The organism is Mycobacterium sp. (assembly GCF_036488105.1).
In the GTDB taxonomy this organism is placed as follows: Bacteria; Actinomycetota; Actinomycetes; order Mycobacteriales; family Mycobacteriaceae; genus Mycobacterium.
Genome location: NZ_DASXHW010000310.1, coordinates 1 through 11,714 on the forward strand (window position 1 = coordinate 1; position 11,714 = coordinate 11,714).

13 protein-coding genes, 1 tRNA gene and 1 other RNA gene are annotated in these 11,714 nt (G+C 66.6%); 7 read left to right on the top strand and 8 right to left on the bottom strand.

What is annotated here, in order from left to right; translation table 11 throughout:
- Nucleotides 1–448 (bottom strand): exonuclease domain-containing protein (locus VGH54_RS16395; RefSeq protein ID WP_331513134.1); only part of this gene is annotated, 448 nt, incomplete at its 3' end.
- Between the two features lie 150 nt (nucleotides 449–598).
- Here VGH54_RS16395 and VGH54_RS16400 point away from each other — a divergent pair.
- Nucleotides 599–1,879, top strand: a complete 1,281-nt coding sequence (locus tag VGH54_RS16400) for a Mur ligase family protein (RefSeq protein ID WP_331513122.1) — start codon at nucleotides 599–601, stop codon at nucleotides 1,877–1,879.
- Complete coding sequence (locus VGH54_RS16405; protein ID WP_331513123.1) at nucleotides 1,872–2,576, top strand: type 1 glutamine amidotransferase; 705 nt, start codon at nucleotides 1,872–1,874, stop codon at nucleotides 2,574–2,576. The genes VGH54_RS16400 and VGH54_RS16405 overlap by 8 nt, the downstream gene beginning before the upstream one ends.
- A gap of 135 nt (nucleotides 2,577–2,711) precedes the next feature.
- On the opposite strand, the gene recR is transcribed toward VGH54_RS16405, so the two are convergent.
- A complete protein-coding gene (recR, locus tag VGH54_RS16410) occupies nucleotides 2,712–3,323 on the bottom strand; it encodes a recombination mediator RecR (RefSeq protein ID WP_331513124.1) in 612 nt (203 codons plus the stop codon).
- Nucleotides 3,316–3,645 (bottom strand): YbaB/EbfC family nucleoid-associated protein, encoded by a 330-nt coding sequence (locus tag VGH54_RS16415; RefSeq protein ID WP_331513125.1) that lies wholly within the window; start codon nucleotides 3,643–3,645, stop codon nucleotides 3,316–3,318. The genes recR and VGH54_RS16415 overlap by 8 nt, the downstream gene beginning before the upstream one ends.
- 137 nt (nucleotides 3,646–3,782) lie before the next feature.
- On the opposite strand from VGH54_RS16415, the gene VGH54_RS16420 reads away from it, so the two are divergent.
- Nucleotides 3,783–4,517 carry an Rv3717 family N-acetylmuramoyl-L-alanine amidase gene (locus tag VGH54_RS16420; RefSeq protein ID WP_331513135.1) on the top strand — a complete coding sequence of 245 codons (735 nt, stop codon included), beginning with the start codon at nucleotides 3,783–3,785 and terminating at the stop codon, nucleotides 4,515–4,517.
- A gap of 5 nt (nucleotides 4,518–4,522) precedes the next feature.
- Here VGH54_RS16420 and VGH54_RS16425 read toward each other — a convergent pair whose 3' ends face one another.
- The 4 genes from VGH54_RS16425 to ffs form a co-directional block, all read right to left on the bottom strand.
- Entirely contained in the window at nucleotides 4,523–4,960 is a 438-nt protein-coding gene (locus VGH54_RS16425) for an SRPBCC family protein (RefSeq protein ID WP_331513126.1), read from the bottom strand.
- Between the two features lie 62 nt (nucleotides 4,961–5,022).
- Nucleotides 5,023–6,891 carry a DNA polymerase III subunits gamma/tau gene (locus VGH54_RS16430; RefSeq protein ID WP_331513127.1) on the bottom strand — a complete coding sequence of 623 codons (1,869 nt, stop codon included), beginning with the start codon at nucleotides 6,889–6,891 and terminating at the stop codon, nucleotides 5,023–5,025.
- Between the two features lie 34 nt (nucleotides 6,892–6,925).
- Complete coding sequence (locus VGH54_RS16435; protein WP_331513128.1) at nucleotides 6,926–8,212, bottom strand: aminotransferase class I/II-fold pyridoxal phosphate-dependent enzyme; 1,287 nt, start codon at nucleotides 8,210–8,212, stop codon at nucleotides 6,926–6,928.
- Nucleotides 8,213–8,259: 47 nt separating this feature from the next.
- Nucleotides 8,260–8,354, bottom strand: an RNA gene (gene ffs, locus VGH54_RS16440) — signal recognition particle sRNA small type.
- A gap of 70 nt (nucleotides 8,355–8,424) precedes the next feature.
- On the opposite strand from ffs, the gene VGH54_RS16445 reads away from it, so the two are divergent.
- The 3 genes from VGH54_RS16445 to VGH54_RS16455 all read left to right on the top strand — a co-directional run bounded on the left by VGH54_RS16445 (nucleotide 8,425) and on the right by VGH54_RS16455 (nucleotide 10,501).
- Nucleotides 8,425–8,510, top strand: a tRNA-Ser gene (locus tag VGH54_RS16445).
- A gap of 74 nt (nucleotides 8,511–8,584) precedes the next feature.
- A complete protein-coding gene (locus VGH54_RS16450) occupies nucleotides 8,585–9,346 on the top strand; it encodes a hypothetical protein (RefSeq protein ID WP_331513130.1) in 762 nt (253 codons plus the stop codon).
- A 99-nt stretch (nucleotides 9,347–9,445) separates the two neighbouring features.
- The gene (locus VGH54_RS16455) at nucleotides 9,446–10,501 is read left to right on the top strand and encodes a dihydrodipicolinate reductase (RefSeq protein ID WP_331513131.1); all 1,056 of its coding nucleotides are present in this window, start codon (nucleotides 9,446–9,448) and stop codon (nucleotides 10,499–10,501) included.
- A gap of 6 nt (nucleotides 10,502–10,507) precedes the next feature.
- Here VGH54_RS16455 and VGH54_RS16460 read toward each other — a convergent pair whose 3' ends face one another.
- Nucleotides 10,508–10,837, bottom strand: a complete 330-nt coding sequence (locus VGH54_RS16460) for a DUF732 domain-containing protein (RefSeq protein WP_331513132.1) — start codon at nucleotides 10,835–10,837, stop codon at nucleotides 10,508–10,510.
- A gap of 232 nt (nucleotides 10,838–11,069) precedes the next feature.
- Here VGH54_RS16460 and VGH54_RS16465 point away from each other — a divergent pair, with 232 nt between their 5' ends.
- Nucleotides 11,070–11,621, top strand: a complete 552-nt coding sequence (locus VGH54_RS16465; protein WP_331513133.1) for an MmpS family transport accessory protein — start codon at nucleotides 11,070–11,072, stop codon at nucleotides 11,619–11,621.
- Nucleotides 11,622–11,714 lie beyond the last annotated feature (93 nt).

Below are 11,714 nucleotides of genomic sequence, written 5' to 3' on the forward strand. Positions count from 1 at the left end.
CACCCCAGTGCGCCGCCAAAGTCTCCAACCGCAGGTTGTCGGTGCCCAGTTCCAGCCGGCGGGCCAGCTCCACCGTGCACATGACGCTGTCGATCGGCAGCGCGATGCCGGCCAGCTCGGCCTCCGCAGTCAGGAAGCCGTAGTCGAAGGCGACGTTGTGCGCGACCAGCGTGCGTCCGCGCACGAGCTCGACGACGTCGCCGACGATCTCGCTGAACTGCGGCTGATCCTCGAGCATCTCGGCGGTCAGCCCGTGAATGTGGGTGGGACCGGGATCGACGCCCGGATTGAGCAGGCTCACCACCGACTGCTCGACGTGACCTTCGGCGTCGAGTGCGAGCACCGCCAGGCTGATGACGCGAGCGCTGCCCGGCCGGAAGCCGGAGGTCTCGACGTCGATGACGGCCCAACCCGCGTCGGGTTCAGTGCACGGCCGACCCCAGGGCATCGTGGTCGAAGTGTGCCGCATGAATGGAGGATTTCACGTCGAGCCGATATCGCCGGGTCGCTGCGCCTCGTGTCGTGCAGCTGAGTTGACGGGCCGACCCGCTGCGCCCGGGAAAGCGCCGAGCTTGCGATCGCCCTTAAGCTTTCTCGCGTGATCACCGCCCGAGGACGACTCGCCCTGGCCGCCGGAGCCTGCGCGCGATGGGCATCCCGGGTGACTGGCCGGGGGGCCGGTGCGATGATCGGCGGCTTGGTGGCGATGACCCTGGATCGCTCGATTCTGCGTCAGCTCGGGACCGGTCGGCGCACCGTCGTCGTCACCGGCACCAACGGCAAGTCGACGACGACCCGGATGACCGCGGCAGCCCTGGGCACACTCGGCGACGTGGCCACCAACGCCGAAGGCGCCAACATGGACGCGGGCCTGGTGGCCGCGCTGGCCGCTGACCGCGGCGCAGCGCTGGCAGTTCTCGAGGTCGACGAAATGCATGTCCCGCATGTGGCCGACGCGGTCGAGCCTGCCGTCGTCATCCTGCTCAACCTGTCCCGTGACCAACTCGACCGCGTCGGGGAGATCAACGTGATCGAGCGCAGGCTGCGGGCCGGACTGGCCGCGCACCCGAATGCGGTCGTCGTCGCCAATTGCGACGACGTGTTGATGACTTCGGCCGCCTACGACCACACCAACGTGGTCTGGGTTGCCGCGGGCGGCAGCTGGGCGGCCGACTCGGTCAGCTGCCCGCGCAGCGGCGAGGTGATCGTCCGCGAACAGGGTCACTGGTATTCCACCGGGGCCGACTTCAAACGGCCCAGCCCGCAGTGGTGGTTCGACAACGAAAACCTTTACGGCCCAGATGGATTGGCGCTGCCAATGCGACTGGCGCTGCCCGGCGCGGTGAACCGGGGCAACGCCGCGCAGGCGGTGGCGGCCGCCGTCGCGCTGGGCGCAGATCCGGCCGCGGCGGTGGCGGCCGCGTCCGGCGTCGACGAGGTCGCCGGGCGATACCGGACGATTCAGGTCGGCGCGCACACCGTGCGAATGTTGTTGGCCAAGAACCCCGCCGGCTGGCAGGAAGCCCTGTCGATGGTGAACAAGGATGCGGCCGGGGTGGTGATCGCGGTCAACGGGCAGGTGCCCGACGGCGAAGACCTGTCTTGGCTGTGGGATGTGCGCTTCGAGCATCTCGCCGGTGAGCCTAGTGAGGCACGAGGGGAATCCGGCGAGCAACAGCACCGTGAGAACACCGACGTAGTGGCAGCCGGCGAACGCGGCACCGACCTCGCAGTGCGATTGGGCTACGCCGACGTGCAGCACACCCTGGTGCACGACACGATGGCCGCCATCGCGTCCTGCCCGCCCGGACCCGTCGAGGTCGTCGCCAACTACACCGCTTTCCTGCAACTGCAACGCCGGTTGGCCCGCAATGGCTGACTCGTCGGTCCGAATCGGGCTCGTGCTACCCGACGTGATGGGGACCTATGGCGACGGGGGAAACGCGGCGGTGCTGCGGCAACGCCTGCGACTGCGGGGCATCGCCGCGGAGATCGTCGAGATCACGCTGGCCGACGCGGTGCCCGAGAGCCTCGACCTGTACACGCTGGGCGGGGCCGAGGACTACGCACAGCGGCTGGCCACCAAGCACCTGATCCGCCATCCGGGTCTGCAGCGCGCCGCGGGCCGCGGCGCGCCGGTGCTGGCAATCTGCGCGGCCATTCAGGTGCTGGGCCGCTGGTACGAAACGTCGGCGGGCGAACGGGTCGACGGCGTGGGACTGCTCGACTTGACCACATCGCCGCAACCGGCGCGGACCATCGGTGAGCTGGTCACCACGCCGCTGCTGGCCGGTGTGACCGCGCCGTTGACCGGGTTCGAAAACCACCGTGGCGGAACGGTCCTCGGCGAGGCCGCGGCCCCGCTGGGCGCGGTGAAGAAGGGCGCGGGCAACCGCGCCGGCGACGGGATCGACGGCGCGGTGCAGGGCAGCGTGTTCGCCACTTACATGCACGGGCCGTGCCTGGCCCGTAATCCCGAGTTCGCCGACCTGCTGCTCAGCAAGGTGGTCGGTGAGCTCGCGCCGCTGGATCTGCCCGAGGTGGAGCTGCTCAGACGGGAACGTTTACGGGCCTGAGGGGCGCCACTCTATTTTTGTTTTGGGACCACCGGCGATATCACGGGCCGCTGATATCGCCGGTGGTGCTCGATTGGAACATCACCTATTGGGTCGGTCCCGGTGCCAGAGTTGCCGGTGTGACGGAACGCCCCGTCAGACCATTGCGCGGCGGCCGGTCAGCGCGCGGCCCAGGGTCAACTCGTCGGCGAATTCCAAGTCGCCGCCCATCGGCAGACCGGACGCGATCCGGCTCACGGTCAGACCGGGAATGTCGCGCAGCATGCGCACCAGGTAGGTGGCAGTCGCCTCGCCCTCGGTGTTGGGGTCGGTGGCGATGATCACTTCGGTGATGTCCACGCCGTCGACTTGCTCGCCGATCCGGTTCAGCAGCTCGCGAATCCGGAGCTGCTCAGGACCGATGCCGGACAGCGGGTCCAGCGCCCCGCCCAAAATGTGGTAGCGCCCGCGGAATTCGCGGGTGCGCTCGACGGCCTGCACATCCTTCGGCTCCTCGACGACGCAGACCTGTGTGCCGTCCCGGCGCGGATCGGCACAGATGCGGCATCGCTCGTCGTCGGAAACGTTGCCGCACACCGAACAGAACCGCACGCCGTTGCGGACCTTGGCCAGCACCGCAGTGAGCCGGTCGATGTCCGGCGGCTCGACGGACAACAGGTGAAAAGCGATGCGCTGCGCGCTTTTAGGCCCGATACCCGGCAGTTTGCCGAGCTCGTCGATCAGATCTTGGACCGGTCCTTCAAACACCCAGCGCGCCACCGCCCATGCCGCCGGCCAGCGGACCCAGCTGCTCTTGGGCCAGGGTCGCGACCTGCTTCGAGGCGTCACCGAGCGCGCCGACGATCAGGTCCTGCAACGTCTCGACGTCGTCGGGGTCGACGACCTTGGGATCGATCTTCACTGCGACGACCTCGCCGCTGCCCTTGACGGTGACCTCGACCAGACCGCCTCCGGCCTCGCCGTGCACCTCGGAGTTGATGAGTCGTTGCTGGGCAGCCATCAACGACTGCTGCATCTGCTGTGCCTGGGCTAGCAACGCCGACATGTCGGGCTGGCCTCCGGGTTGCATGACAGTCCCCTTGCGTCTTGGTATCGACTTGGTTTCGCCTGCGTCGTGCGGGCGGTTCAGAGTTCCAAGCGTAGACGGCGCCGGGCTAATGTGGCGCCGTGCGCATTTCTCATCGCCTGCGTGTCGGGGCTTCGGCGGTGCTGGGAGCCGTCGGCCTCCTTGCCGCCGTCGTCGTCGCACCGACACTGCCGAGTGCCATCGCGGCGCCCGGCAGCATCGCCGGCATGATCGTGTTCCTCGATCCCGGTCATAACGGCGCCAACGACGCATCCATCAGCCGCCAGGTGCCCACCGGTCGCGGTGGTACCAAAGACTGCCAGGCCAGCGGGACAACCACCAACGACGGCTACCCGGAGCACACCTTCACCTGGGACACCACGCTGCGCATTCGGGCCGCGCTCAACGCGCTCGGGGCGCGCACGGCCATGTCGCGTGGCGACGACTCCACGGTCGGCCCGTGTGTCGACCAACGGGCCGCGATGGCCAACGCGCTGCATCCGAACGCGGTCGTCAGCATCCACGCCGACGGCGGTCCCCCCGGCGGGCGAGGTTTTCACGTCAACTATTCCGCGCCGCCGCTCAACCAGGCCCAGGCCGGACCCGCGGTGCAATTCGCCCGGGTCATGCGCGACCAGCTACAAGCGTCGGGTATCCCACCGGCCAGCTATATCGGCCAGGACGGCCTGTATGGGCGGTCGGACCTGGCCGGGCTGAACCTGGCGCAGTATCCGTCCGTCCTGGTCGAGTGCGGCAACATGAAGAACCCGGTCGACTCGGGGTTAATGGAAAGCCCCGAGGGCCGGCAGAAGTATGCCGACGCCGTCGTCAGGGGCGTTGCCGCCTTCCTAGGTGGCCAAACTCCGGCACCCTGAGCGGCTCAGCTCTCGAGTTCCCGCTTCAGGTTGGCCAGCACCTCGGCCTGAATCTTCTTCAGACCGAGCGGGGCGAACGTCTTCTCGAAAAAACCCTTCACACCTCCGGCACCCTTCCACGTGGTGGTCACGGTGACGCTGGAGCCCGGTCCGGCGGGAGCCACCGTCCAGTTGGTGACCAAGGTCGAATTGGCGTCTTTCTCGATGACGGCGTGGCCGGCGACATCGACATTGGCCTTGATGTCGCGGACGCGTGACTTGGTGGCCTGCAGCTTCCAACTGGCGACGGTTCCCTGTCCCTGCCCACCTTCAAGCACCTGGTAGTCGTGGTAGTGCGAGGACAGGATCTTGGGCCGGACTTCCCGGTAATCACCAATGGCGGTCAGCACGGCGGCGGGCTCAGCGTTGATCAGGACCGTGCTGGCTGCACTGACGTATCCCATTAGGCGTAACTCCTCTGCGCGGGCTTGTATCGCCGACCAGCGTATAGGTGGCCGCTCGAGCCCTAGGCGCCGTTATCGATGCGGCGTGCGCCCAGCTCGTTCTGCAGCAGCTCGAGAGCGGCCTCTTCGGGATCGCGGCGCGGTGTCGACGCGTCGTCCTGACCGGCTTCGGCGAGCATGCTCTCTTCTTCGGCCCGTTCGTCAGTATCCGAGTCGGCCGGAGCTTCGGTCGACGGGGGCGGCGGCGGAACCATCCTGCGCGACGGACGCTCGACCGGACGCGGCGGCGCGACCGGCGCTTCGAGTGCCGGACTCGCGGCGCCGGCTTCACACCGCACCCGCCAGTCCACACCCAACGCATCTTTGAGGGCTTCGGCGATGACGTCGGCATTGCGCTGTTCGCTCAACCGTTTGGCCAGGGGTGCCGATTCATGGCTCAGCACCAAGGTGTTGCCTTCGACCGCCCGCACGGTGGCACCGGCCAGCATCACTTCGGTAGTGCGACTGCGTTGGCGGACCTTGTCGCGCACCGTCGGCCACAACGTGCGGACCGCGGCCGCATTCGGCTCGGCCGAGCCTGCAACGACCGGGACCTCTTCGGACACGACGGGCTCGGGCTCGGGTGGGCTCGGCTCCGGCGACGGCTCGGGGACCGGCGCGGGAGACGGTGTGGGCGCCGGTTCGGCCGCCGCAGCACGCGGCGACGGGGGCGGCGGCGCGGGTTCCGAACGCCGCACAGGCGCGGACCGCTCGGGCTTCTCCTCGTCCGGAATCGACATGTCCAGTCGGGTTTCGATCCGCTCGACACGTTGCAGCAGAGCCGATTCGGCATCGCTGGCCGACGGCAGCAGTAGCCGCGCACAGATCACTTCGAGCAGCAGACGAGGCGCCGTCGCCCCCCGCATCTCGGTCAGCCCGGCGTGCACGACCTCGGCATAGCGGGTCAGCGTCGCACGACCGATCCGGGTCGCTTGCTCACGCATCCGCTCCAGCACATCTTCGGGAGCGTCTACCACACCCCGAGAGGTGGCGTCGGGAATTGCTTGCAGCACAAGCAAATCGCGGAACCGCTCCAACAGATCGGTGGCAAACCGGCGGGGGTCGTGACCGGCGTCGATCACCGATTCCACCGCCCCGAACAGCGCCGCCGCATCCACGGCGCCTAGCGCGTCGACGGCCTCGTCGATCAACGCCACATCGGTGGCACCCAGCAAGCCCAATGCGCGCTGGTAGGTCACGCGATTTCCTTCGGCACCGGCCAGCAACTGGTCGAGCACCGACAACGTGTCACGGGGAGACCCGCCACCGGCCCGGATCACCAGCGGGTACACGACGTCGTCGACGACCACATCCTCTTGGGCGCAGATCCGCTCGATCAGCCCTCGCATGGTCCGCGGCGGCAGCAGCCGGAACGGATAGTGGTGGGTGCGCGAGCGGATGGTCGGCAGCACTTTCTCCGGCTCCGTGGTGGCGAAGATGAAGATCAGATGGTCGGGCGGCTCCTCGACGATTTTGAGCAGCGCGTTGAAGCCCGCAGTGGTCACCATGTGCGCCTCGTCGACGATGAAAACCCGATAGCGCGACTGGGCCGGCGCGTAGAACGCGCGGTCTCTCAGCTCACGGGTGTCGTCCACGCCACCGTGGCTGGCTGCGTCGAGTTCGACGACGTCGATGCTGCCGGGCCCGTTGGGCGCCAGGCCGATGCAGGAATCGCAGACGCCGCATGGCGTGGCCGTCGGCCCCTGCTCGCAGTTCAACGAGCGGGCCAGGATGCGCGCCGACGACGTCTTGCCGCAGCCGCGCGGACCGGAGAACAAGTATGCGTGGTTGATTCGGCCCGCCGTCAACGCGGTCGACAGCGGCTCGGTGACGTGCTCCTGCCCCACCACCTCGGCGAAGGTCGCCGGTCGGTACTTGCGGTAGAGGGCCACGGTCGCTCACGCTACCGAGGCAGGCTGACGCGAGCTAACTGTGGTTCAGCAACGACTCGGTCGCGGCCAGCAACGCGCACGTCGCCAGCCCATCGATCGCGTTGTTCAGATCGGACACCGGCGGGAACGTCGGCGCGATCCGGATGTTCTTGTCGTCCGGGTCTTTCCGGTACGGGAACGACGCGCCCGCTTCGGTGACGGCGATACCCGCGTCCTTGGCCAGCGCGACCGTGCGCCGCGCCGTGCCGGGCAGCACGTCGAGGCTGATGAAGTAGCCGCCTTCGGGCTCGTTCCAGGAGGCGATCTTGGATTCGCTCAGCCGCTTGTCCAAAATTTCCAGCGCCAGCGCGAACTTGGGCGCCAGCAGTTGCTGGTGACGCAGCATCTGCAACCGGACACCGTCGGCGTCGCCGAAGAAGCGCAGGTGCCTTAGTTGGTTGATTTTGTCCGGCCCGATCGACTTCTTACCGGCGTACTGCAGATACCAGGCAATGTTGCCCAGCGATCCGCCGAAGAAGCTGACGCCGGCACCGGCGAAGGTGATCTTCGACGTCGATGCGAAGACGTACGGACGGTTGGGGTTGCCCGCGGCGGCCGCCAGGCCCAGCACGTCGACCTGGCGGATGAAGTCCAGCGTCAGGGTGTGCACCGCGTACGCGTTGTCCCAGAAAAGCCGGAAATCCTCAGCGGCCGTTTTCATCTGGACAAGCCGTCGCACGGTTTCCCACGAGTAGGTGATGCCGGTGGGGTTGGCGAACACCGGGACCGCCCACAAGCCTTTGATCGCCGGATCGACGGCGACCAGCTCCTCGATCAGATCTACGTCCGGGCCGTCCTCGCGCATCGGGATCGGGATCATCTCGATGCCGACGGTTTCGGTGATGGCAAAGTGCCGGTCGTAACCGGGCACCGGGCAGAGGAACTTGACCGTGGGTTCGTCTTTCCATGCCCGCGGCGAATCCACCCCGCCGTGCAGCATCGAGAACACGATGACGTCGTGCATCAGTTCAAGGCTCGCGTTGTTGCCGGCGATCAGGTTTTGCACCGGGATGCCGAGCAGTTCGCCGAAGATGGCGCGCAGTTCGGGGAGGCCGTGCTGCCCGCCGTAGTTTCGGGTGTCGGTGCCCTCGCCGTCGCGGTAGTCGGACCCGGGCAGGCTCAGCAGAGCGTTGGACAGATCAAGCTGTTCGCTGCAGGGCTTTCCGCGGGTGAGGTCGAGGGCGAGCTTCTTGGATTGCAGCTCGGCGTAGTCCTGCTGATGGCGGGCATGCAGTGCCTCGAGATCGGTACGGCCTAGGGAGCTGAACGAGCCGTACGACACCATCCGCCTTTCATCGTTCCGCTGCGCCTTCCACAAAGGGGGCGCCATATAGGGGACCCCGCGCACCCGCCAGAGCCCATTGACCCTTGCTGCCTTCCGGCCCTGGGGGAGTTCACAGGATGGACGCCGCGCGGGGTCCACCGAGAGTCTAGTACCCGGCTCCGGTTCCATTGCCCGAAGACCCTGACCTGCGCTCGGCTACCATGGCCGACGGAGGATTCGCCTAGTGGCCTATGGCGCTCGCCTGGAACGCGGGTTGGGTTAATAGCCCTCGCGGGTTCAAATCCCGCATCCTCCGCACTTAGTCCGGGATGTGACCAGGCCTGATTGGTAGGGTCTGGTCACTTCCGGATCATCAGCTCGAGGAGGAGCATGGGACGCAGGGCCGCCACGTTCTGGCACGCGACGTCTTCGGTCGCAGCCGGGGTCCTCTACTTCTTCTTTGTGTTGCCGCGGTGGCCCGAGTTGATGGGCGACACCTCACACGCTCTGGGGACCGCGGCGCGGATCAGCGCCGGCGTGCTGATCGCACTGGCAGCACTGCCGGTGGTGTTCACACTGCTGCAGTCGCGCAAGCCGGAGTTCGGCACACCGGCGCTCGCGTTGACGCTGCGCACCTGGTCGGTGGTGGCCCACGTGATAGCCGGCGTGCTGATCGTCGGCACGGCGATCAGCGAAATCTGGCTGAACCTGGACAGCGTCGGCCAGTGGCTGTTCGGCATTTACGGTGCCGCGGCCGCGATCGCGGTGCTCGGTATCTTCACCTTCTACCTGTCGTTCGTCGCCGAGTTGCCGCCGCCTCCGCCGAAACCGCTGAAGCCCAAGAAAGACAAGAAAGAGAAGAAGCAACGCCGCCGCCGCAAGACGGACGACGACGCCGAAGAAAGTGCGGATGCGGACGGCGAAGACTCCGACGAGGCTGACGAACCTCAAGACGACGCCGCCGGTGAAAGCCCCGAGGTCGAGTCGGCTGCGGTGGAAGCCGAGTCGACGGCCGAAGAAGTGCCCGCCGTAGAAGACGCAGACGACACCGTTGCCGACGATTCGTCGGGTGGCCTACGCAATCGGCGACCGACCGGAAAAGCGTCACATCGGCGTCGGCGTTCGCCCCGCGGCGTCGCCGTCGACGAGTGAGCCGGCCGCCGAATCCAGCCAGCCGTCGATCAGGCGGCTGACCGAGCCATTCCCGGTTCGGCCGCCCGCCCGAGATCGACCGAGCCCTATGCTGAGCGAGTGCCAAACACTTATCGAGTAGTTCAGTGGAACACCGGAAACGTCGGCAAGAGCTCCCTTAAATCGATCGCGGACAATCCCCTGCTGGAATTGGTCGGGTGCTTCGCCTGGTCGCCGGAGAAGGCCGGGCGTGACGCCGGCGAGCTGGTCGGCATCGCGCCGCTGGGAGTTGCCGCCACCAACGACATCGACGCCCTGCTCGCGCTGAAGCCGGATTGCGTTGTCTACAACCCGATGTGGATCAACGTCGATGAGCTGGTCCGCATTCTGTCGGCCGGCGTCAACGTGGTGACCACGGCGTCGTTCATCACCGGGAGAAACCTGGGCGACGGCCGCGACCGGATCGTCGAGGCCGCCGAGTTGGGCGGCTCCACGATGTTCGGGTCGGGGGTGAGCCCGGGCTTCGCCGAGCTGCTGGCCATCGTGTCGGCGATGGTGTGCAACCGGGTCGACAAGGTCACCGTCAACGAAGCCGCCGACACCACGTTCTACGACTCACCGGAAACCGAGAAGCCGGTGGGCTTCGGCCAGCCGATCGATCACCCGGACCTGCAGGCGATGGCCGCCAAGGGCACCGCCATCTTCGCTGAGGCCGTAGCGCTGGTGGGCGATGCTCTCGGCATCGAACTCGACGACATCCGGTGTGAAGCCGAATTCGCCCAGACCACAGCGGATCTCGAGATGGCGTCGTGGACCATCCCCGCCGGCTGTGTGGCCGGGGTTTACATCAGCTGGCAGGGGATCCTCGACGGCAAGACCGTCATCGACCTCAATGTCCGGTGGCGCAAAGGCCAGACGCTTGAGCCGGACTGGAAAATCGACGGTGATGGCTGGGTCATCCAGGTCGATGGTCAGCCGACAGTGACCACCAAGGTTGGTTTCCTGCCGCCGCCCTACTTCGAGGCCACGACGATCGAAGAATTCATGGATCTCGGGCACATCATGACGGCGGTGCCCGCCATCAACGCAATTCCAGCGGTGGTTGCCGCGGCGCCGGGCATCGCCACCTACGCGGATCTACCGCTGACGCTGCCGCGAGGGTTCGTCAAAACCTAACGCGCTTTAGGTGCCAGGAATGTGCTGGAGCTTGCCCTGGAGGTCGGGGCAGTACTGAGCGATGGCGCTACCGAGGAACTGGTACGTCTGTACCTGGGTGGTGCCCCGGGGAAGGTTGATGGAGAGAAAGTGTGCGGAGGCCGCAGCGTCGGGATCAACGCCGACTCCCAGCCGGTGGCAGGCGATCTTGGCCAGGTACGGGCTGTAGTCGTGCGGCGCATAGATGCCGAACCGACCGAGTTGGTTGTCGAAATCGGTGTCCGGGTCGGCGTAGGCCGGCGCAGACAAGCTGATTGCCGCGGCGATGGCGGCGACCGCAACACCCGTGACCTTCATGGGCTGAATAGTACCTTTGTTGAGTCTGTGTCGAACTGTCGTCCTGGCACCCATCGTCACCGATCCTCCTCGCCCGGCCGAGCCGCGGATCCGGACTCGCGCTACGGTCTTCAACACCCGCCGTGGCCGTTTTCTTTCTAGTCGCCTATTCCCGTTAGAGTAGCTAAGGTTACACACAGGCTAACTAGTTGAGCACCCTTCACACCAGGTTCAGACATTGGAAGAAGCGCCCATGACGACCACCGAGCCGAGGACCGAGCCGTTGGCGACCCAGGGATCCACCGGAGACAAGCAGCCCGTACGCCGAGCGGCCAAACGGCGCGGCTTGTCCAGTCTGTTCACCCGCTTCTGGCTCGTGCTCACGGTCGTCGCTGTCGTCGCGCTGTCCGGATTCGTCGTCCACCGGCTGCACGGTGTCTTCGGCATTCACAAAGGTTCGTTCGGTGGCGGCACGTCGGGCGAGGTCCTCGACCAGTTCAACGCCAAGACGATCACCCTCGAGGTCTGGGGCTCACCGGGCAGCACGGCAACGATCAACTACCTCGACGAGAACTCCCATCCGCAGCAGGCCCTCAACGTGCCCTTGCCCTGGAGCAAAGTATTGAGTTCGACCAAACCCGGCATCCCGGCCAACCTGGTAGCGCAAGGAGACGGCAGTTGGATCGCCTGCCAATTCGTCGTGAACAAGCACGACGGGAGCGGTGACGTCATCAAGACTCCGAATCACTCGCCCCCGAACGAAAACGTCAATGCGTTCGTCTATTGCCTGGACAAGTCCGCATGAGCGAGACCACCGAGGCTGCGCGGCGCGTCTCCCAGCCGCTGATCCCGCCGTTCCTGCCGCGGATGATCCACCGGCTCGCGCTGCCGATCGTCC